Annotated in this window: 21 protein-coding genes; 7 read left to right on the forward strand and 14 right to left on the reverse strand. The window is 73.4% G+C overall.

Going from position 1 to position 19,731, the window contains the following annotated elements:
* Positions 1-190 precede the first annotated feature (190 nt).
* From F4556_RS32465 to F4556_RS32495, 7 genes are all read left to right on the forward strand, one after another.
* Positions 191-1,693 carry an ATP-binding protein gene (locus F4556_RS32465; protein ID WP_184925549.1) on the forward strand — a complete coding sequence of 501 codons (1,503 nt, stop codon included), beginning with the start codon at positions 191-193 and terminating at the stop codon, positions 1,691-1,693.
* A complete protein-coding gene (locus tag F4556_RS32470; protein ID WP_313068952.1) occupies positions 1,690-2,097 on the forward strand; it encodes a roadblock/LC7 domain-containing protein in 408 nt (135 codons plus the stop codon). The genes F4556_RS32465 and F4556_RS32470 overlap by 4 nt, the downstream gene beginning before the upstream one ends.
* Complete coding sequence (locus tag F4556_RS32475; protein WP_184922549.1) at positions 2,094-2,453, forward strand: DUF742 domain-containing protein; 360 nt, start codon at positions 2,094-2,096, stop codon at positions 2,451-2,453. Before F4556_RS32470 ends, F4556_RS32475 begins: the two co-directional genes overlap by 4 nt.
* The gene (locus F4556_RS32480) at positions 2,434-3,057 is read left to right on the forward strand and encodes a GTP-binding protein (protein WP_184922551.1); all 624 of its coding nucleotides are present in this window, start codon (positions 2,434-2,436) and stop codon (positions 3,055-3,057) included. The genes F4556_RS32475 and F4556_RS32480 overlap by 20 nt, the downstream gene beginning before the upstream one ends.
* A gap of 43 nt (positions 3,058-3,100) precedes the next feature.
* Entirely contained in the window at positions 3,101-4,546 is a 1,446-nt protein-coding gene (locus tag F4556_RS32485; RefSeq protein WP_184922553.1) for a cytochrome P450, read from the forward strand.
* A gap of 133 nt (positions 4,547-4,679) precedes the next feature.
* A complete protein-coding gene (locus tag F4556_RS32490) occupies positions 4,680-5,339 on the forward strand; it encodes a DUF1326 domain-containing protein (protein WP_184922555.1) in 660 nt (219 codons plus the stop codon).
* 27 nt (positions 5,340-5,366) lie between these two features.
* On the forward strand, positions 5,367-5,987 hold the full coding sequence (locus F4556_RS32495; protein ID WP_184922557.1) for a DUF1326 domain-containing protein: 621 nt from the start codon (positions 5,367-5,369) through the stop codon (positions 5,985-5,987).
* Between the two features lie 46 nt (positions 5,988-6,033).
* Here F4556_RS32495 and F4556_RS32500 read toward each other — a convergent pair whose 3' ends face one another.
* The 14 genes from F4556_RS32500 to hppD are packed head-to-tail and all read right to left on the reverse strand — an operon-like array spanning position 6,034 to position 19,720.
* The gene (locus F4556_RS32500; protein WP_184922559.1) at positions 6,034-6,834 is read right to left on the reverse strand and encodes a DUF2182 domain-containing protein; all 801 of its coding nucleotides are present in this window, start codon (positions 6,832-6,834) and stop codon (positions 6,034-6,036) included.
* 59 nt (positions 6,835-6,893) lie between these two features.
* On the reverse strand, positions 6,894-7,823 hold the full coding sequence (gene lipP1, locus F4556_RS32505; RefSeq protein ID WP_184922561.1) for a LipP1 family hormone-sensitive lipase: 930 nt from the start codon (positions 7,821-7,823) through the stop codon (positions 6,894-6,896).
* A gap of 16 nt (positions 7,824-7,839) precedes the next feature.
* Positions 7,840-8,550, reverse strand: a complete 711-nt coding sequence (locus F4556_RS39585) for a 4'-phosphopantetheinyl transferase family protein (protein WP_184922563.1) — start codon at positions 8,548-8,550, stop codon at positions 7,840-7,842.
* Complete coding sequence (locus F4556_RS32515) at positions 8,547-9,839, reverse strand: aminotransferase-like domain-containing protein (RefSeq protein ID WP_313068956.1); 1,293 nt, start codon at positions 9,837-9,839, stop codon at positions 8,547-8,549. The genes F4556_RS39585 and F4556_RS32515 overlap by 4 nt, the downstream gene beginning before the upstream one ends.
* Entirely contained in the window at positions 9,836-10,927 is a 1,092-nt protein-coding gene (locus F4556_RS32520; protein WP_184922565.1) for an alpha-hydroxy acid oxidase, read from the reverse strand. Before F4556_RS32520 ends, F4556_RS32515 begins: the two co-directional genes overlap by 4 nt.
* Entirely contained in the window at positions 10,924-11,571 is a 648-nt protein-coding gene (locus tag F4556_RS32525; protein ID WP_184922567.1) for a hypothetical protein, read from the reverse strand. Before F4556_RS32525 ends, F4556_RS32520 begins: the two co-directional genes overlap by 4 nt.
* Positions 11,571-11,855: an acyl carrier protein gene (locus F4556_RS32530; protein ID WP_184922569.1), complete on the reverse strand. Its 285-nt coding sequence runs from the start codon at positions 11,853-11,855 to the stop codon at positions 11,571-11,573. Before F4556_RS32530 ends, F4556_RS32525 begins: the two co-directional genes overlap by 1 nt.
* Before the next feature lie 24 nt (positions 11,856-11,879).
* Positions 11,880-12,809, reverse strand: a complete 930-nt coding sequence (locus F4556_RS32535) for a 3-oxoacyl-[acyl-carrier-protein] synthase III C-terminal domain-containing protein (protein ID WP_184922571.1) — start codon at positions 12,807-12,809, stop codon at positions 11,880-11,882.
* Positions 12,806-14,173 (reverse strand): condensation domain-containing protein, encoded by a 1,368-nt coding sequence (locus tag F4556_RS32540; RefSeq protein ID WP_184922573.1) that lies wholly within the window; start codon positions 14,171-14,173, stop codon positions 12,806-12,808. Before F4556_RS32540 ends, F4556_RS32535 begins: the two co-directional genes overlap by 4 nt.
* Complete coding sequence (locus F4556_RS32545) at positions 14,173-15,813, reverse strand: class I adenylate-forming enzyme family protein (protein WP_313068958.1); 1,641 nt, start codon at positions 15,811-15,813, stop codon at positions 14,173-14,175. The genes F4556_RS32540 and F4556_RS32545 overlap by 1 nt, the downstream gene beginning before the upstream one ends.
* On the reverse strand, positions 15,810-16,799 hold the full coding sequence (locus tag F4556_RS32550; RefSeq protein ID WP_184922575.1) for an alpha-ketoacid dehydrogenase subunit beta: 990 nt from the start codon (positions 16,797-16,799) through the stop codon (positions 15,810-15,812). Before F4556_RS32550 ends, F4556_RS32545 begins: the two co-directional genes overlap by 4 nt.
* On the reverse strand, positions 16,799-17,770 hold the full coding sequence (locus tag F4556_RS32555; protein ID WP_184922577.1) for a thiamine pyrophosphate-dependent dehydrogenase E1 component subunit alpha: 972 nt from the start codon (positions 17,768-17,770) through the stop codon (positions 16,799-16,801). Before F4556_RS32555 ends, F4556_RS32550 begins: the two co-directional genes overlap by 1 nt.
* The gene (locus tag F4556_RS32560) at positions 17,763-18,692 is read right to left on the reverse strand and encodes a phytanoyl-CoA dioxygenase family protein (RefSeq protein WP_184922579.1); all 930 of its coding nucleotides are present in this window, start codon (positions 18,690-18,692) and stop codon (positions 17,763-17,765) included. Before F4556_RS32560 ends, F4556_RS32555 begins: the two co-directional genes overlap by 8 nt.
* Positions 18,689-19,720, reverse strand: a complete 1,032-nt coding sequence (gene hppD, locus F4556_RS32565; RefSeq protein WP_184922581.1) for a 4-hydroxyphenylpyruvate dioxygenase — start codon at positions 19,718-19,720, stop codon at positions 18,689-18,691. Before hppD ends, F4556_RS32560 begins: the two co-directional genes overlap by 4 nt.
* Between the last annotated feature and the right edge of the window lie 11 nt (positions 19,721-19,731).

Raw genomic sequence — 19,731 nt, forward strand, 5'->3', positions numbered from 1 at the left:
CCGCGGGGCCGTAGCACGAACTCTCCGTACCGAGCGGTGGTTTTTCGGGCGGATCGCTCTCATGGGCGAACCAGGCCCGGACGGGGGTACCGCGGGCCCGGGGCAGCGAAAGGGTAGGGCCGATACCGGCCCGGCCGGCGGCGCGAGAAACCTCGCCGGTCCGTACTCTTTCGATCGTTTGAGGATGCTGATGCTTCGTGCTGGATCGTCGCTCGGAGGTTGGCGCTCCGCGGCCGTTCTCGTGTGGTTCCTGCCCCCGGTCGTGATGGCGGCCGCCGCTGTCGGCGCCGCGTCGGCGGCCTCGGCCGACGCCCGTGGGGGAGTCGTCTGGTGCGGGGTGGTGGGCACCGTGGCGGTGGCGGTGGTGGCTGCCGAGGCGGCGCGCCGAGGGCGTGCGCTGGCAGCTCTGCGCGAGCGGTACGCCCGGCAGGAGGGGGAGCTGCGCCACCGGCTCGCCCGGCAGGAGGCCGAGACGGTCCGGCTGGCCAGGGTCACCCTGCCCGAGACGGTCGCCCGGCTCCAGCGCGGTGAGTTCACCGAGGACGTGCTGAGGGCGTACGAGCCCCACGACGGCGTCGTCGGACCGGAGTTCCAGGCCGCCAGGCAGGCGGTGCTGCGGACGGTGCTCGAGGCGGTCGACGCCGAGGAGGGCCTGCGCGAGTCCGCGCAGCGGGCGTTCGTGAACATCGCGCGCCGGGTGCAGGCGATCGTGCACCGGCAGGCCGAGGACCTGCGCGAGATGGAGGACCGGCACGGCAACGACCCGGCGGTCTTCGACGACCTGCTGCGCCTGGACCACGGGAACGCCCTGGTCGGCCGGCTCGCGGACAGCATCGCCGTGCTCGGTGGCGCCCGCCCCGGCCGTCAGTGGAGCAGGGCGGTACCGCTGTACAGCGTGCTGCGCGGTGGCATCTCGCGAATCCTGGACTACCAGCGGGTGGAGTTGCACCCGGTGTCCGAGGTCGCCGTGGTCGGCCCGGCCGCCGAGCCGCTGATCCACGCGCTGGCCGAGCTGCTGGACAACGCCACCCGGTACTCGCCGCCGCACACCAACGTGCACCTGACCGCGGTCGAGGTGCAGACCGGCATCGCGATCGAGATCGAGGACGGCGGCCTCAGCCTGAGCGAGGAGGGCCGGGCCCGCGCCGAGCGGATGCTCAAGGAGGCGCAGGCCGGCATCGACCTCAACGACCTCGGCGAGACCCCCAGGCTCGGCCTGGCCGTGGTCGGGCGCCTCGCGCAGGAGTACGGCTTCCAGGTCTCGCTGCGCCCCTCCGCCTACGGCGGCGTGCGGGCGGTGCTGATCGTGCCGCAGGACCTGATCACCACGGCGCCCGCCGGGCGGGCCCACGGTGTCGTCCCCGGTTCCCGGCCGGGCCCGGCCACCCTGCTCGGGTCGGCGGGCGGATCGCGGCCGTGGGGGTCGAGGACGGTGCCCGCCCTCGCCGTGGAGCCGCCGCTCGGGACCCCGGCGGTGGGTGAGCCGACCCCGAACGGGCTGCCGCAGCGCCGTCGCCATGCCGCGCCCTCCCGGACCGGCGCTCCCGGGGGCTCCGCAGCGCCCGCGGCGGCGGCCCCGGTACAGCCCGGTGTCTGGCTGGCCGCGTTCCACGAGGGGGTGAACGGCAACGCGCCGTCCACCGGCGCGGCCGACCGCGTCGGTGAAGAGTCGGGAGAGAAGGGCGAGCAGTGACTCAGCAACGGACCAACATGGACTGGATGCTCAAGGAGCTGGCGGACGGTGTCCCGCACGCCCGCCACGTCGTCGTGCTCTCCGCCGACGGCTTGCGGATGGCCCAGTACGACACCGACACCGACACCGCCGACCGCCTCGCCGCCGCCTGTGCGGGTCTGCAGAGCCTGGCCGCCGCGGTGGGACAGGAGTTCCCGCACGGGGACGGCCGGATGCGGCTGGTGGTGATCGAGATGGGCGGCGGCTTCTTCTACCTGATGGCGGCCGGCGCTCGCGCCTACCTCGCGGTGCTCGCCGACGAGGGCGTGGACGCCGGGCTGATGGGCCAGCGGATGCGGGACCTGGTCGCCCGGATCGGCGAGCACCTCAGCACTCCACCGCGCACCAGCGAGCAGGTCGTATGAGCGCAGCCGGCCAGGAGTGGGACGAGGGCAGCCCCGAGCGGCTCTACGTGATCACGCGCGGCCGCGGCGGTCCGGCCGGGCGGACCACCTTCGACCTGGTCACCCTGATCGTCGCCCGCTCGGAGCCCACACCCGCGATGCAACCGGAGCACGCGGCGATCCTGCGGATCTGCGGTTCGCCGCTGTCGGTGGCCGAGATCTCCGCCCACCTGCGGTTACCGATGAGCGTGGTCACCGTGCTGCTGGCGGACCTGCTCACCGAGAAGCGGATCGAGGCCCGGGCCCCCGTCCCGAAGGCGATCCTTCCCGACCACGCCCTGTTGGAGGCGGTGATACATGGACTTCAGAGGCTCTGAGACGGCGCTCGGGCCGCAGAGCGCGGATCTGCTCCCGGCCACGGCCGCCATGGCGGTCAAGGTGGTGATCGTGGGCGGCTTCGGCGTCGGCAAGACCACCCTGGTGGGCTCCGTGAGCGAGATCCGGCCGCTGACCACCGAGGAGACGATGACGCAGGCCGGCGCGGATGTCGACGACGTCGCGGGGATCGAGCGCAAGACCTCCACCACGGTCGCGATGGACTTCGGCCGGATCAGCATCAACGACGAGCTGGTGCTGTACGTGTTCGGCACCCCTGGGCAGGAGCGGTTCTGGTTCCTCTGGAACGGCCTGTTCGAGGGCGCCCTCGGCGCGGTCGTGCTGGTCGACACCCGCCGCCTCGAAGTCAGCTTCGACGTGATCGGGCGGCTGGAGGACAGCGGCGTGCCGTTCGTCGTCGCGGCCAACACCTTCCCCGAGTCGCCGACCTACCCGATCGAGGAACTGCGGGCCGCCCTCGACCTGCCCGCCGAGGTGCCGATCGTCCGGTGCGACGCCCGCACCCGCGAATCGGGCCGCGACGTCCTGATGGCCCTGATGCGCTACCTGTACGACCTCGCGGCCCCGCCCCCGCCCGCGCGCTGACCGCCCCTGACGACACCCACCTGACGACACCCCCGGAGATACCGTGACCACCCCGTTCCGTGACGACGCCTCCCTCACCCCGCCTCCCGGCTGTCCCGCCCACGGGCTCGGCGCGCACGGACTCGGCGCCGACGGCCTCCGGCGGCTCTACGGGCCGGAGGCCGAGGCCGACCCGGCGGCCCTGTACGAGAAGCTGCGGGCCGAGCACGGCGAGGTGGCGCCGGTCCTGCTGCACGGCGACCTCCCGGCCTGGCTGATCCTCGGCCACTCCGCGAACCTCACCGCGATGCGGACCCCGTCCCGGTTCTCCCGGGACTCCCGCCGCTGGACGGCCTTCCAGGAGGGCCTGGTCACCCCGGACTCCCCGCTGATGCCGGTGATCGCCTGGCAGCCGCTCTGCGTGTTCGCCGACGGAGCGGAGCACAAGCGCCTGCGCGGGGCGGTCACCGACGGGCTGAACCGCTTCGACCGGCGCGGGATCCGCCGCTACGTCACCCGGTTCGCCGACCAGCTGATCCAGGACTTCGGACCGGCCGGCGAAGCCGAGCTGGTGGCCCAGTTCGCCGAGCACCTGCCGATGCTCGTGATGACCCACGTGGTCGGGATGCCCGAGGAGTACGGGCCCCGACTCGTCGCCGCCGCACGGGACTTGATGAAGGGCACCGAGACGGCCATCGCGAGCAACGACTACGTGGTGGCGACGCTGCGCCGGATGATGGAGCGCAAGCGGGTGGCGCCCGGCGCCGATCTGGTGTCGTGGCTGATGCAGCACGAAGCGGGGCTCACCGACGACGAGGTGCTGGAGCACCTGCGGGTGGTGCTGCTCGCGGCGAACGAGACGACCGTCAACCTGATCGCGGACACGCTCAAGATGGTGCTCACCGACCGCCGGTTCCGCGCCCACCTGTCCGGTGGCCACATGACCCTGCCCGACGCCCTGGACCAGGTCCTCTGGGACTCCGCGCCGATGTCGCTGGTCGCGGGCCGGTGGGCCACCGGCGACACCGAGCTCGGCGGCCAGCAGATCAAGGCCGGCGACATGCTGCTGCTCGGTCTGGCGGCCGGCAACGTCGACCCGGTCGTCCGCCCCGACCTGTCGAAGCCGCTGCACGGCAACCGCGCTCACCTGGCCTTCGGCGGCGGCCCGCACGAGTGCCCCGGCCAGGACATGGGCCGGGCCATCGCCGAGACCGGCATCGACATCCTGCTCACCCGGCTGCCCGACCTCCAACTCGCCATCCCTGAGGGTGAGTTGACCTGGACCTCGGCCTGGCTGTCCCGGCATCTGGTCGAGCTGCCGGTGCGCTTCACCCCGCGGGCCAAACCCGCCGGGGGAGCGGCGCTCGCGGTCGGTGCCGTACCCACGACGCCGCCTCCTCCGCCGCCGACGGTGGCGCCCGCCATGCCGGTCGCCCCGCCCGTCACCGCGACCGTCCCCCGGCAGCGGCGCAGCTGGTGGAGCGTCCTGACCGGGCCGTTCCGGCGCTGACGCGCGGAGAGTCTTCCCAACCCGGGCTGCGGGGCGCAGGCTGGAAGGGAGGCCGCTCCGTGATCCCGGGAGCGGACTCGGGACAGTGGCCTCGCCGATCGACGCCGTCCGGGGGTGGCGGGAGAGAAGCGAGATGACTGGACAGGCCGTGACGACGGATACCCGCTGGCACCTCGCCGGCGATTGGTTCGACACCTGCAAGTGCGCCATTCCCTGCCCGTGTACGTTCGCCCAGCCGCCCACCTTCGGCGACTGCGACGGCATCCTGGCCTGGCGCATACGTGAGGGCAACTACGGCGACGTGCGGCTGGACGGCCTCAACGTCCTGATGCTCGGATCCTTCACCGGCACGTTGTGGGCGGGCGAGCACAGCGACGCGTACGCCGCCGCCTTCTTCGACGAGCGGGCCGACGAGCAGCAGCGCGCCGCGCTCGGGGCGATCTTCAGCGGACAGGCCGGAGGGTGGCCGGCGGAGTTCGGCGAGGTGCTCGGCGCCGAGATGCGGGGCGTGGAGTTCGCGCCGATCCGGGTGACCGTCGACGAGGATCTGGCCTCCTGGAGTGCGGAGATCCCCGGGCGGGTCATGGCGGCCGCGGAGGCGCTGACCGGGCCGACGACGCCCGAGGGCGCACGGGTCGAGGTCCACAACGCCCCGGGCGCGGAGATCGGTCCTGGCCAGGTCGCCACCTGGGGCCGGTCGACGGCCGACCGGGCGGACGCGTTCGGCTTCAGCTGGGATCGCACCGGGCGGTCGAGCAAGCACTTCCCGTTCGACTGGAGCGGCCCGTTCTGAAGGAGGCCCGTTCTTAAGGAGGACTGCATGACGTACACCATTTCCGGGAACTACCTGGCCGCCTGCTCCTGCGCCGTGGTCTGCGGCTGCAGCGTGGACGCCCAGCCCAGGGACCCGCGGGGCGGCACCGAGTGCTGCGGCACGGCGGTGTTCCACATCAACGAGGGGCGCCTGGACGACACCGACCTCGGTGGGGTCGACTTCGCGTTCTACAACGAGTTCCCCTCGCATCTGACCGCCGGCGACTGGAAGGTCGGCGTGGTCATCGACAGCGGCGCCAGCGACGCGCAGGCGGCTGCGGTCGGCCGGATCCTCTCGGGTGAGGAGGGCGGACCGTTCGGCGAACTCGCCCAGTTCATCGGCGAGTTCCTCGGATCCGAGCGCGGCGAGGTGTCCCTCACCGACGGCGAGCACCCGGGCCTGAACGTGGCCGGGCACAGCCGGCTGACGTACGAGCCGCTGCTCGGCGCCGACGGCACCCCGACCACGGTCAAGAACGCGATGTTCGGCTTCTCCACCGAGTACGGGATCGGCAAGGCCAGCGGCACGTCCAGCGCCTTCGGTCTGACCTTCGATCCGGCCTACGGCGAGACGGCCGACTTCGTCTTCAGCAGCGAACAGGAGGCGGGAGCGCCCAAGGGACGGTGAGCCGCCCCGGGCACATCGTGGAGGAGGTCTCCCGGCCTCCTCCGCGCTACATCATCCCGCTCGGGGTCAGCCCCGGCAGCAGCCAGCTCTGGAACGGCGCGAGCACCGCCAGTACGAGGAACGCCACCCCGCTCACCCTGGCCAGCAGCGCACCGTGGCGCCAGAGTTTCTCCAGGAAGATCACCACCGCGATCCCCGCGATCGCCGCCACGTTCATCACCCCGAGCGGGACCAGCACCACCATCAGCGCCCAGCAGCAGCCGAGGCAGTACCCACCGTGGTGCAGGCCGACCCGCAGGTCCCGGAGCGGCGGACGGTAGCCCGCGTACCGCATCAGCTGCGCCATCGGGCTGCGGCAGTGCCGCAGGCACACGTACTTCAGTGGGCCCAGCTGGTACAGCCCGGCCAGGGCGAAGGCCGCCGCGCCGATCCACTTGCCGGCCTCCGGGTCCCGGTCGACCAGGTCGCCGGTGAGTGCGAGACCGCCGTACGCCAGCAGCCCGAAGGCCGTCCACACCAGCAGGTAGCCGCCGAGGAACTCCGTGGTGCGCAGCGCCCGTTCGGCGCCGCTCGACTGCCGGGCGATGCCGCGGGCCCAGGTCACCGCCACCGGTGCCACCGAAGGCAGCATCATCGCCGCCATCATGGCCAGCCACAGCAGCAGGAACAGCGGCAGCGCCATCCCCATCGTGCCCGGCTCGATCCCCATGTCCCTGGCCTGCCCGACCGTGAGGACCCAGGCCAGCGCCGCGATCAGCGCGATCAGGGACCACGCCAAGGCCAGGTCCCTGGGGGGCATCAGCACCCCGGTGCGCAGCGGCTGCTTCTCCACGGTGACGGTACGCATGGCGCTCTCCTGCCTGGCCCTTCCAGGACAGCACATCCGTGGCGGCGGCACCCGTTGCGTCAGCTCGCGCCGAAGCGGTCGCGCAGGAAGCGGGCCGCCTGGCGGTTGGCGGTGCGGGCGGCGTCGACGGTGCCGGTCATGGTGAAGAAGCCGTGGGCCATGCCGGGGTAGCGGGTGAGTTCCACCGGCACTCCGGCGGCGGCGAGCCGGGCGGCGTAGGCCTCGCCCTGGTCGCGCAGGGGGTCGTACTCGGCGGTGAGGACCAGGGCAGGGGGCAGCCCGCTCAGGTCGGGTGCCCGGAGCGGGGAGGCCAGCGGGTTCCCGGCGTCCTCGGGGGCGGTCAGGTAGTGCCGGCCGTACCAGGCCACCGAGTGGTGGTTGAACAGCCACGGGTCGGCGTTGGCGCGCATCGACGCGTCGTCGGCCAGCTGGTCGGTGTTGGGGTAGACCAGCAGTTGCGCGGCCAGGGCGAGGTCGCGGGCGAGCAGGGTCACCGCGGCTGCGAGGTTGCCGCCGGCGCTGTCGCCGCCCACCGCGAGCCGGGCCGGGTCGGCGCCCAGCTCCTCGGCGTGGTCGGCGACCCAGCGGAGGGCCGCGTGGCAGTCGTGCACCGCCGCCGGGAACGGGTGCTCGGGGGCGAGCCGGTAGCCGACGGTGACGACCAGGCAGCCGGTCGCGGCGGCAAGGTCGCGGCAGAGCACGTCGGAGGTGTCGATGCTGCCGAGGGTCCACCCGCCGCCGAAGTAGTAGAGCAGCGCGGGCAGCGGCCGTTCGGCGCTGGGCCGGTAGATGCGGACCGCCAACTGGCCTGCGGGGCCCGGGAGGTGACGGTCGGTCACCTCGTGCAGGGCGCGGGGACTGCCGCCGGTGGCCCGGATCGAGGCCAGGTCGGCTGCTCGGGCCTGCTTCAGCGACAGGGTGTAGAGGGGGGCTGCGCCGTTGCGGGCGCGCTGTTCGCGCAGGGCCTGGAGCTGGGGGTCCAGGGGCATGGTGGTGCTCCGTTCATCACAGGGTGGTGGGGTCGGGCCAGGTCCAACGGCGCAGGGTCACCCGGAAGGTCTCGGTGCCGGACAGGGCGACGGCTGCCCGGTAGCCGGGCGGCGCGGCGACGTCGGTGACGCGGTAGTCGTGCGCCCAGGCGTCCTCGGGGTGCTCGCCGGTCCCGGCGTCACTGTCGTACAGCGGTATCCGCAGCGCCTGGGTCAGTCGGCCGCCGTGCGCCTTGACCAGGGCTTCCTTGCGGGCCCAGAGCCGGGCGAAGCGGTCGGCCCGGTCGGCCGGATTTGCTGCCGCCCGGACGAAGCGGGCTTCCTGGGGCGGGAAGTAGCGCTCCGCCATGGCGGTGGCGTCCAGCCGTGGCAGCACCCGTTGGACGTCCACGCCGACCCGGCGGGAGGCGGAGACCGCGACCATGGCGACGGTGTCCGAGTGGGAGAGGTTGACCTCGGCCCCGGTGTGACGGCCGGTCAGTTCGGGCTTGCCGTGCGGACCGTGCCGCCAGCGGAGCTCCTCCGGCGCGACCCCCAGTCGCCGGGCGAGGATGTGGCGGACCGCGCCGTGGGCGACGACGAACCGGCGACGGTCGTCCGCCGAGCGGTAGCCCTCGGCGCGGAGCCGCTCGCCGGGGTCCAGTACGGCGAACAGGTCCGCCAGGGCAGGCCCGGGCTGCTGATCGGGCACCAGCCACAGCCGGACGGTGTCCTGAGTGCCCGTCACCGTGGCTCCGCCCGGTCCCTGACCAGCTGGGCGAGTCGGCGTACGCCCTCCTCGATCTGCGCCGGTTCCAGCGCGCTGCAGGACAGCCGGAGTGCCCGCCGCCCGCCGTCGCCGGCGTGGAAGAAGCTCATCGGGGTCCACAGCACCCCGTAGTCGCGGCCGGAGATCTCCAACAGGCCCTCGTCAGCGGTCAACGGCACCTCGACCACCGCGAAGAAGCCGCCGTCCGGCGCGTTCCAGCGGACCCCCGGCTGGTCGGCGAAGGACTGTTCCAGTGCCGTCAGCAGGGTGCGCAGATTGCGGCGGTAGAACCGGGTCTTCTCCTGGAGCGCGGTCCTGAGACTGCACCCGGACTCGATCAGGAAGCCGCCGACCAGGGCCTGCGCGACCGGTGAGGTGTTCACCGTGAGCAGGCTCTTCACCGTGGACAGCTCCTCCGCGAGCAGCGTCCGCCGGCCCTGACGGTCGATCACGGACTGGTCGGCGACCAGGAATCCGATCCGGGCGCCGGGGAAGCAGGACTTGGCGAAGGAGCCGAGGTAGACCACCCGCTGCCCGGTGTCCAGCGCCTTGAGCGCGGGCCGGGGCTCGTCGTCCAGCCCGAACAGCCCGTACGGGTCGTCCTCCAGCACCAGCAGGTCGGCCTCCGCCGCCACTTCCAGCAGCCGCCGCCGGGCCGGCACCGGCATCGAGGCCCCGGACGGGTTGGCGAAGTTCGGCACCAGGTAGAGGGCGCGGGGACGGCGGCCACCGGCCCGGACGGCGCGGGCGACCGCGAGCACGGTCTCCGGGTCGAGGCCGTCCGCCGTCTCGGGCACCGGTACCACCTCGATGCCGAGCAGCCTGGCCGCGCCGGTGAACCCGACGTAGCAGGGCTCGACGGCGAGCACCACGTCGCCGGGCCCCGCGCACAGCCCGCGCAGCGCGACGACCATGGCCTCCTGGGCGCCGGTGGTGACCATCACGGCCTGCTCGGGGACCTCGATGCCCTCGTCCTGGGCGAGCATCCGGGCGATCAGCGGGCCGAGGTGGCCGTTGGTCCGGCCGTACTGCAGCAGGTGGCGCTGCCGCTGCTCCGGGTCGAGGCCGAGCCGCTCCAGGTGGGCGAGGTAGGTCCGGAGGTAGCGGTGCAGGTCATCGGTGCCGTGGAAGCCCTCGTACGGCCGTCCGGCCGCCAGCGAGATGGCGTCGGGGAAGCGGGCCGAGACCTCGTTCAGGAAGTTCATCGACGCCGAGGCCGGGTCGGACACCGACGCGTGCAGGTCCTCGCGGGCCAGGCCGTCCCTCACAGCGCGGTGCCGAGCGTGACGGCCGACCGGTCGACGGCCGACAGGGCGGGGCGCCCGGTGAGGGCCATGGTGTGGGCGAGCTCCTCGGTGGCCAGGCCGAGCACGCCGGCCACCCCGGCGGCGCCGTCCACGGCCAGCCCCCAGAGGACCGGGCGGCCGAGCAGGACCGCGCGGGCGCCCAGCGCGAGCGCCGCGAAGGCGTCGGTGCCGCTGCGGACGCCGCCGTCGAACAGCACCGGGCAGGCGGCGGCCCCGACCGCGTCCACCACCTCGGCCAGGGCGTCCAAGCCGGCTGCCGCGCCGTCGAGTTGGCGGCCGCCGTGGTTGGAGACCACGATCGCGTCGGCCCCGTGCTGTACGGCGAGCACGGCGTCCTCGGCGGTCAGGATGCCCTTCAGGACCAGGGGCAGCGTGCTGCGCTCGCGCAGCCAGGCCAGGTCGGCCCAGGTCACGGACGGGTCGACGGCCTCGGCGGTGTGCACCGCCAGCGCCGAGCGGCCGGCGGCGGAACGGTGGGCGGAAGCCATCAGAGCCGGGCCGAGGTTGACGGCGGAGATGCCGGCTGGGATCGCGAAACCGTTGCGGGCGTCCCGGTGGCGCCGTCCCAACTGCGGTGCGTCCACGGTCAGGACGATCGCGCGGTAGCCGGCCGTGGCGGCCCGGTCGACCAGGGCGGCCAGCACCTCGCGGCGGCGCAGCCAGTACAGCTGGAGCCAGAGCGGGCCGGCGGCCTCGGCGGCGATGTCCTCCAGCGTGCGGCTGGCGAAGACGCTGACCACGTAGAGCGCCCCGGCCGTCCCGGCGCCCCGGGCGGTGGCGAGCTCGCCGTCGGGGTGCAGCAGGCGGTGGTAGGCGGTGGGCGCGACGCCGACCGGGGTGGCCAGTCGGGCGCCGAGGAGTTCCGTCCCGGTGTCGCAGGCGGAGACGTCGACCAGCACCCTGGGGCGCAGCGTCACCCGGGCGAAGGCGCGCCGGTTGGCGCCGAGGGTGCGCTCGGCTCCGGCGCCTCCTTCGACGAAGTCCCAGGTTTTATGGTCGAGTTGATGCTGCGCCAGGTCCCGGTAATCCTCCAGGTGGAGTGGGGTCACAAGGGCACCTCGCCGGCCAGCTCCCACCACGGGTCGGTGCTGCTCGACTCCTCGGCCAGGGCAGTGGTGACCCTGGCCACCCGTTCTCCCGGCAGCGGTTCGCCGAACAGCAGGGCTACGCCTCGGCTTTCGGCCGGGACGGTGACCGGGACTCCGGGGTCGTACGGCAGCGCGTCCTGTTCGACCACCAGCAGCAGCGCCCGCCGGAGCCCGCCCGAGCGCGCGTAGGCGTCGACCAGTCGCAGTGCGGTGAACGCGCTCGCGGAGCCATGGTCGCTGACCGCGAAGGCCATCGGGGTGCCGGGGCAGACGTGGCTCAGATAGCTGGCCGTGGCGCGTCCCGGGGTGAGGTCGGGGACGGAGTACGCGAGCACCAGCAGGTCGACCGACTCGCCTGCGGGCACGGTCGCGCGGATCAGCGCCTCGGCCATCTCGCCGTAGGACTGGCCCCGAAAGGGACCGGGGTCGAGTTCGCGTCCGTACGGGCGCAGCAGGTCGGTGAGGTAACGCCGCAGGCGCTCGGCGTGGACGGGGTCGTCGGCCAGCGCCGCCGGTTCCGGGAAGGCCAGCCGTACGGTGCGGCGGATACCCCAGTGAACTGATGGTCCGTCAACTACCGTTGCTGGTACGAAGGTACGCAACATCACGCCTCCGGGAGCAGGTTCCCGGCGACGTAGTCGGCCAGCGAGCCGACCGTGCTGAAGTCGTCCCGGCCGAGCTCCTCGACGCTGATCTCCACCGCGAGGCGGTCCTCCAGCTCCAGGATGAGTTCGAGTCCGGTGGTCGAGCTCATCCCGAGGGCTGCCATCAGCGTGGTGTCGGCCGTGGCCCCGGTGACCTCGCGCTTCAGCACGTGCGGGAGCAGGGTGCAGATGGTGTCGACCAGCCGCTCGCGCAGCGCGGGGCCGGTGGTGTCGTGCTCGGTCATGGTGGATCCTTCGGGGGTGGGTGGTCAGTGCTGGAGGACCATGGCGGCGAAGGTGGCGCCGCGTCCGGCGCCCGCGGCGGCCATCACGTAGGGCTCGCCCGGCCGGAGCAGCCCGCGCTGACGTGCCGTCCGGTAGTTGACGAGGTTGTCCGCGCAGAAGACGTGCCCGACCGTCGCCACGTTGTCGAGCACCACCCGCTCGCGGGGGTAGCCGAGGATGCGGCAGACCTGGTGCCAGGCCACACTGTTGACGTTGTGCGGCAGGATCACCCCGATCGCGTCCATGGTCAGCCCGGCCCGTCCGACGGCGGCGAGGACCGCCGCCGCCAGTGCGTCGGCGTAGATCCGCTGGAACTCCAGGGCCCGTTCCGGCTCTTCGGTGTCGAACTCGCCCCGGATGTCGGCGGCGTAGGACAGCACCCGGTCGCGGTCACCGGTGGGGGAGACCAGGCAGGCCGCGGCGCCCTCGCCGAAGAAGGAGGTGTCCGGGACCATCCCGGCCTCGGGGGTGAACGCCTTCTCCCCGGCCAGGACCAGGGCGAGGCCGTCGGGGTCGGCGTCGGCGGCGAGCAGCCGGCCCGCCACGTCGATGGCCAACAGGCCCGAGGCGCAGGCGTGATGGCCGACCGCGAACACCGTCGCCCGGTCGAGGCCCAGCTCCCGGCACAACTCCCGGACCGGGTCGTGCGGGTAGGGCACCACGGTCGGGAAGGTACGGGCATGCAGCACGTAGCGGACCCGGTGCTCCCGGCCGCGCAGGGCGTCCAGGCCGGCGGCCGCGCCGCGCAGCAGGTCGAGCAGGCTGCCGTGCGGATCGCGGGCCACCTCGCCGAGCCGGTGGTAGCGGCGGAAGATCCTGACCTGCATCGGGGTCAGCCCGAAGTCCCCGGCGAGCTCCTCGATCGGCACCCGGCCTGGCGGCAGGTGGTCGGCCACCTCCAGCAGCGCGGTCACCGGAGCCGCCCCGACGGCCGTGCGCCGGACGGCACCCGGGCGGGCGTAGCCGGATCGAGGGCCGCCTCGACCGCGACCGCCTCCAGACCGTGGGCCAGCGCCTCGGCGTCACCGGGGGAGAAGTAATGAGTGTCCGTCTGAATCTCCATCAGCAGCCCGCCGGGGGCGTCGTCGAAACTGACCATGAGCGCGTCGGTCGCGATCTCACTGCGGCGGACCCACCGGAACGCGCTCTCGGCCCGCGCCCTCCGCAGCCGCCGGCCGCTGGGTGGGCTGTCCTCCGCCGACGGCCCGTCGGTGCTGCGGTCGTTGAAGAAGCACTGCACGTCGACGGCCTCGTCCCGCTCCGCGGAGACCCGGGCGAGCAGCTCGTTCAGCTGCTCCGGGTGGAAGTAGGCGTGTTTGTGGGTGGCCATGGTGCCGCGCCGGGTCAGTTCGACCGCTTCGTCGACGGTGCCGTCCCCGATCTCCAGGACCGAGACGCCGGCCTGGGCGACCATGCACACCACCTCGCTCAGGCCGGGCCGGAAGCGGTTGTTGACGACGGGTCGGAGCACCACCGGACCGACGCCGGTGACCCGGTGCAGCGCGACCGCGTACAGAGCGAGCAGGACGGTCCGGTTGTCGGTGCCGGTTCGTTCGGCGATCACCGGCAGCGCGAGCCGCAGGGCGGGGGAGTGGAACTCGGCGGTCCAGTGCCGGGGCGTGCGCGGGTCCGCCGACGGGGGGAACCGGCGGGCCGGTATCGCCCGCAGGACCCGCTCCCAGTGCCGCAGGGCCTGGTCGTTCTGCCGCTGCCCCGCCGGTGAGCGCTGCCAGGCGGCCTGCTCCAGCTGCTGCAGGCCGGTGACCGGCGCGGTGGACCGCTGCCGTACCTCGCGGAGCATGATCGCCCCGCCGGCGGCGTCGGTGACCAGGTGGTTCATGATGCTGATCAGATGGGTGGCCCGGCCGTCCCGGCGCACCACGGCCATCCGGACCGGCCATTCGTCGGTGTAGTCGAAGGGGGTGGAGCGGTAGCGCTGTTCGACCTCGCTCGCGACCTGGTCGGGGTCGGCGTCCCCGGCGTCGTAGACCTCCAGCGTGGTGCTGCCGGAGTCGAAGAGCTGCTGGGTGGGGCGGCCCGCCGGGTCGATCCTGAGCCGGGTCCGCATCGAGGGGAACCGGCCCATCAGGTAGCGCAGTTCCTCGGCCACGTCGGCGACGGTGGTGCCGGCGGGAAGCGCGGTCCGGCCGCCGATGGGCAGCGAGCTGTGCTGGCCGACCATCGCGTGCCAGATCTCCCACATCCCCCAGGACAGCTCGTCGACGCCCGCGCCGTCCCCGGCGAAGTGCACGGTCACCCGTTCGGCCTGACCGCCCATCAGAGCGCCGCCGTCCCGGCCCGGTGCCGCTGCCGCATCAGGAACTTGCGGACCTTGCCGGTCGGGCCGACGATCAGCTCCGACTCCGGGACGGCCACCACCCGGCGCAGGGTCGCCGCCGCGGCGTCGGTCAGCGCGGCGCGGACCGCCGGGGTGCGGTCGGCGTCCGGGTCGGCGGTGGTGTGCAGGGCGAGCAGGACGTCGGTGACGACCCGGCCTTCGATCTCCAGCGACACCACCGTGCAGTCGTGCACGTCGGGGCAGTTGGCGAGGATGCGCTCCTCGCTCATCGCGGTGTAGAGCCACTCGCCCCCACCCAGGTCGACAGCGTCGACCGCCCGGTCGACGTGGAAGTAGTAGCCCTCCGCGTCCCGGTACATCAGATCGCCCGTCAGGTAGTAGCCGTTCAGCCGGTTGCGGTAGGTGGCGCCCGAGTCGTTCCAGTACCCGGGGGCCAGCGTCGGCGCCTTCAGGCCGAAGTGGCCGACCTCGCCGACCGGGACCTCGCGGCCGGTGGTCACGTCCAGCAGCGCCACCTCGGCGAAGCCGTGCGGCACCCCGACACAGCGCCCGTACCGCTCGGTGTCGGTGCCGTGGGTGAGGTGGAAAGCGGAGTGCCCCATCTCGGTGGAGCCCAGGCCGTCGACGAAGCTGGACCCGGGGACCCGCCGGATCCCCTCGCGGGTGACGGTCTCCCGGGAGCCGGCCGCGACCAGCCGGCGGATGTGCGGCTCGTGCGCGCAGTCGCCGGTGTTGAACCACAGGGCTACCGAGTCCAGCTGACGGCTGCTCAGGTCGTGGCGGGCCAGCTGGGCCCAGGTGGCCGCGAAGCCGAAGACCCCGGTCGGCCGCCAGCCCTCGATGGCGTCCAGCACCGCCGCGCCGTCGTTCTGGGTGGACAGGAACAGCAGCTCACTGCGTTGGCACAGGGCCAGGTTGAGCGCCGAGACCCCGGCGGCGTGGGCGGCCGGCAGCGCGCTGAGGATCCGGGCCGCGCCCCGGGCCCGGGGTGCGGCCAGCCGGAACAGCCGGGTGGCGGCGAACAGGCTGGCGTGCGAGTGCACGACCGCGGTGGGCATCCGGGTGGTGCCCGAGGAGTGGGTGATGGCGATCGGGTCGTCGGCGTGGTGCCGGTACGGCGCGGGGGCCCGCGCCGGATCCCCGGTGCCGGGCGCGGCGGTGTCGCCGTGGACGCGCACCCCGAGGTCCTGGCCGGCCAGCCGGGCCCGGTGCTCCGGGTCGGTGAGCAGCCCGACGCCGCGCAGCCGCCGGATGTACTCGGCGGCGATGTCGCCGGGGACGTACTGGTTCACCAGTGCCGGGATCGCGCCCAGCCAGGTCAGCGCCAGGAAGTTCAGCAGGCAGTCCGCCGAGCCGGACACGTACACCGCGACCGGGTCGCGCGGGCCGATGCCCTGCTCGTGCCACCAGGCCGCCCTGGCCGCCACCCGCTCGCGGAGCTGACCCAGGGTCAGGCCCTGCCCGGTCGGGTACCCGTCGACCGGGAGGTCGAAGGCGGCGCCGGGACCGTCCGGGTCGGCCCCGTGCTCGAACAGCTTGGGCAGCACGTTGCCCGCGCCGAGGCCGGGGTCGGCGGCCAGCCGCGCTCTGATGTTGGTGCCCGTGTTGGTGCCCGTCACTCTGCGCTCCTTGAGGGGTGTCCGTTGACCGCCTGCTCGACCGCCGTTCTGAGCTGGGCCCGGGTGGGCTGGCAGGCCAGGTCGAGGGCCCGGGCGAAGGGCAGCACCGCGCCGTCCGGCCGGGTGACCCGGCGGGGCGGCGCGATCAGCCGCATCTCCTCGGCCGCGGTGGCGACGATCTCCGCGCCGATGCCGCAGCTCCGGTTGGAGTCGTCGACGACGACCAGCCGCCCGGTCCGCTCCAGGGACGCGGCCAGCCCGGACCAGTCGAAGGGGAACAGCGAGCGCGGGTCGAAGACCTCGACCGAGACCGAGCCGGCCAGCTCCTCGGCCACCGCCAGGGCGTCGTGGACCAGGTGACCCACCGCCACCACGGTGACGTCACTGCCGCTGCGGTGGATCCGGCCGACCCCGAGCGGCACGGGGACCAGCCGGTCGAAGTCCAGGTCCTCGCGGACCCCGAGCGCGCCGGAGGGGGCGAAGACCACGACCGGGTCGTCGTCCCGGATCGCCGTCGCCAGCAGCCCGTACGCGTCGGACGGGGTGGCCGGCACCACCGTCTTCACGCCGACGTGGGCGAACAGGCTGTACGGGTGGTCGGAGTGCTGGCCGGCCCAGCTCTCCCGGGAGCCCGAGCCCGGCAGCAGGTAGGTCACCGGCACCCGGGTCTGACCGCCCGTCATCAGCGAGAACTTGTGCGCCTGGTTGGCGATCTGCTCGAAGACCAGGAACAGCAGCGCCGGGATCTGGAACTCGATCAGCGGCCGCAGCCCGGCCAGCGCGGCGCCGGTGGCGAAGCCGGTGAACGCCTGCTCGGAGATGGGCGTGTCCAGCACCCGGTCCGGGCCGAAGCGCTTCAGCAGTCCGGCGGTGGCGTGGGTGACGGCCACCCCGACGTCCTCGCCGAACACGCAGACGGCCCCGTCGCGGTCCATCTCGTCGCCGATCGCGCGGTTCAGCGCCTTGAGGTAGGAGAGCTTCGGCATCAGCGCGCCCCCGCCCGGCCGCGCAGGCCGGTGGCGTAGAGGTGGTCCAGCGCGGTGGCCGGGTCGGGGTGCGGGCCCGTGCGGGCGTACCGGACCGCGTGGTCGAGCAGCGACCCGAGCTCCGCGTCGATCGCGGCGCGGGCGGCGGCCGGGATGCGCGCGCCCTGGATCTCCAGCGGGTCCCTGGTCCGTCCGGCGGCGACCTCCGCGTCGGTCCGGTAGCGCGGGCGGGCGGTGTGCTCCCAGGTGTGGTGGGCGTCGAAGCGGTAGGTGGTGCACTCCAGCAGGGTCGGGCCCCCGCCGGCCCTGGCCCGGGCGACCGCCTCGGCGGTGGCGTCGAGGACCGCCTCCGGGTCCGTCCCGTCCACCGCGCGGGCCGGGATGCCGAAGGCGGCGGCCCGGCCGAGGATGCTGCCGGCCACCGTGTCGGCGGTGCGCATCGAGGTCGCGAAGCCGTTGTTCTCGCAGACCAGGACGACCGGCACCCGCCACAGCGCGGCCAGGTTGAAGGTCTCCAGCACCACGCCCTGGCTGACCGCGCCGTCGCCGAAGTAGCCGACCGCGACCCGGTCCGAGCCCGCCCGCCGGAACGCCCAGGCGGCGCCCGCCGCGATCGGCACGCCCGCGCCGACGATGGCGTTCGCGCCGAGCACGCCCACCCCGAAGTCGGCCGCGTGCATCGAGCCGCCGCGACCCTGGTTCAGCCCGGTGGTCCGGCCCGCCAACTCGGCCATCATCCGGGCCGGGTCGGCACCCTTGGCCAGTACGTGGCCGTGGCCGCGGTGGGTGCTGGTGATCACGTCCTCGGGGCGCAGCACCGCGCAGGTGCCCGCGGCGATCGCCTCCTGGCCGGTGTACGGGTGGATGCCGCCCAGCACCACGCCGGACCTGACCAGCTCGATCGCCCGCTGCTCGAAGCCGCGGATCAGCGCGACGGTGCGGTAGAGGGCGGCGGACGGTACGTCAGCCACGGTGGACCGCCCCCTGCCAGAGCACCGGGCAGTACGCCGGGTCCGCGTAGTCGGGCCGCCCGTCCGGCAGCCGCCGGACCAGCACGTCGTGGTTGTACGCGGCCGGGCTGCCGTCGCTGAGCGCGAAGTCGCGGTACTCGTTCGCGCCGTCCTGCAGGTGGAAGGAGACCGCGCGGCGCGGCCGGTCACTGCGGTTGGGCCCGCTGCCGTGGTAGGTCCGGCAGTGGTGGAAGCTCAGGTGGCCCTTGGGGATGACCAGCGGCACCTTGCGGATCACCGCGCCGTTGTAGGCGGCGTTCTCGGCGAGCACCCGCTCCAGGTCGGCCCGGTCGCGGTCGGCGAAGTGACGGGTCATCGAGTCCTGACGACCCGTCTCCCGCCACCGGTGGCTGCCGTCCACCACGGTGAGCGTGCCCATCTCCTCGTCGCAGTCGTGGAAGGGGACGAACGCGGTCAGCATCCGCTCGGAGGTCGAGGTGGACCAGTAGTGCTTGTCGAAGTGCCAGGGCACGATGTTGCTGGGCTCGCCGACGACCGCCGGCTTGAGGATCAGCGTCGACTGGAACACCCGGATCTCGTCCACCCCGGCCAGCAGCGCGGCCACCGCTCCGAGCAGCGGCTTGCACAGCACCTTGGCGATCGGGTCGCTCTCGTAGTGGACGTAGTCGTTGTGGCGCTGGACCGGCCCGTCCGAGGGCCGCCAGGCCGCCAGCCGGGGAGGGAGGACCGGCAGGACGCGGCTGCGCGCGCCCGCGTAGTAGTCCGCGCTCGCGGCGGCCAGCCGGTCCACCTCCTGGTCGGTGAACAGCTTCTTCGTCAGGTACCAGCCGTGCTCGGCGTAGAAGGCGATGTCGTCGGCGTCCGGCAGCAACGCCAGTTCCTGGTCGGTGAGTTCGAACCGCAGGGTCCGGGTGGTGGTCATCGCGCGAGCTCCCTCTCCTTGGCCTCGTACAGCGCGGGGATGTTGCTGGTGCCGAAGGTGCGGGCGCCGTGACGCTCGATCAGCTCCCAGAAGAAGGTCCGCCGCACGTGCATCGAGGTGGCGAAGATCTGGTAGAGCTCACCCCAGTGGTCGCGGTCCAGCAGGATGCCGCGCGTGCGCAGCCGGTCGGCCGGAAGCCCGGCCAGCGCGCGGTAGTACCCGTCGGGGGTGCGCGCGAAGCCGATGCCGCGTCCCGCCAGGGTGTCGACGGCTCCCACGATGTCGCGGCTGGTCAGGGCCAGATGCTGGACGCCGGGGCCGCCGTGCCAGGCCAGGAAGTCGTCGATCTGGCCGGGGGACCGGCTCAGGTCCGGCTGGATCAGGGTGAGCGTGATGCCGCCGCCGGGGCTCTGGACCACCTGGGAGAACATGCCCTGGGTGCCGACCTCGATGTACTCCTCGAAGATCACCTCGAAGCCGAAGGCCTTGCGGTAGTACTCCGTGGTGCGGTCGAGCTGCCCGTCCGGTACGCAGACCGCGGCGTGGTCGATGCTCAGCAGCAGTTCCGGCTCCGGCATCGGTGGGAGGTCCGGCAGTTCGAGCACGCCGGGCAGGAACTCGCTTGCCGCGCCGCGCCGTTCGACCAGCCGGTGCACCACGTCGCCGAAGCCGGAGACGGTGGCGGTGACCATGGAGCCGTACGCCCTGGGTGCCTTGACCGCGGTCGCGCCGCCGGCCACCGCGGTGGTGTACGCGGCGGTGGCGTCCCGGGTGCCGAAGGCGATCACGGCCACGCCGTCGCCGTGCCGGGCGACGTACTCCACCGCCGGGTGATCCGGCGTCAGACCCGAGGTCAGCAGCACCCGGCAGTCGCCCTGGCCCAGCAGCAGGCTGCGCTGCCCGGGCAGGCCGGTCTCGGGACCGCCCTGGCCGTACAGGCGGAAGCCGAAGCCGGAGCACAGGAGATACGCCGCCTGACGCGCGTCACCCACGTAGAACTCGACATGATCGACGCCGAGGAAGTCCATTTGCGGTAGCC

Source organism: Kitasatospora gansuensis, assembly GCF_014203705.1.
GTDB lineage: Bacteria > Actinomycetota > Actinomycetes > Streptomycetales > Streptomycetaceae > Kitasatospora > Kitasatospora gansuensis.

What these genes read in the sequence shown, in the direction of transcription:
- F4556_RS32465 (WP_184925549.1), top strand. Translation starts at nt 191, where the DNA reads ATGCTTCGTGCTGGATCGTCGCTCGGAGGTTGGCGCTCCGCGGCCGTT.
- F4556_RS32480 (WP_184922551.1), top strand. Translation starts at nt 2,434, where the DNA reads ATGGACTTCAGAGGCTCTGAGACGGCGCTCGGGCCGCAGAGCGCGGAT.
- F4556_RS32530 (WP_184922569.1), bottom strand. Translation starts at nt 11,855, where the DNA reads ATGACCGAGCACGACACCACCGGCCCCGCGCTGCGCGAGCGGCTGGTC.
- F4556_RS32550 (WP_184922575.1), bottom strand. Translation starts at nt 16,799, where the DNA reads ATGCCGAAGCTCTCCTACCTCAAGGCGCTGAACCGCGCGATCGGCGAC.
- hppD (WP_184922581.1), bottom strand. Translation starts at nt 19,720, where the DNA reads ATGGACTTCCTCGGCGTCGATCATGTCGAGTTCTACGTGGGTGACGCG.
- lipP1 (WP_184922561.1), bottom strand. Translation starts at nt 7,823, where the DNA reads ATGCCCCTGGACCCCCAGCTCCAGGCCCTGCGCGAACAGCGCGCCCGC.
- F4556_RS32540 (WP_184922573.1), bottom strand. Translation starts at nt 14,173, where the DNA reads ATGGGCGGTCAGGCCGAACGGGTGACCGTGCACTTCGCCGGGGACGGC.
- F4556_RS32495 (WP_184922557.1), top strand. Translation starts at nt 5,367, where the DNA reads ATGACGTACACCATTTCCGGGAACTACCTGGCCGCCTGCTCCTGCGCC.
- F4556_RS32525 (WP_184922567.1), bottom strand. Translation starts at nt 11,571, where the DNA reads ATGTTGCGTACCTTCGTACCAGCAACGGTAGTTGACGGACCATCAGTT.
- F4556_RS32475 (WP_184922549.1), top strand. Translation starts at nt 2,094, where the DNA reads ATGAGCGCAGCCGGCCAGGAGTGGGACGAGGGCAGCCCCGAGCGGCTC.
- F4556_RS32490 (WP_184922555.1), top strand. Translation starts at nt 4,680, where the DNA reads ATGACTGGACAGGCCGTGACGACGGATACCCGCTGGCACCTCGCCGGC.
- F4556_RS32560 (WP_184922579.1), bottom strand. Translation starts at nt 18,692, where the DNA reads ATGACCACCACCCGGACCCTGCGGTTCGAACTCACCGACCAGGAACTG.
- F4556_RS32500 (WP_184922559.1), bottom strand. Translation starts at nt 6,834, where the DNA reads ATGCGTACCGTCACCGTGGAGAAGCAGCCGCTGCGCACCGGGGTGCTG.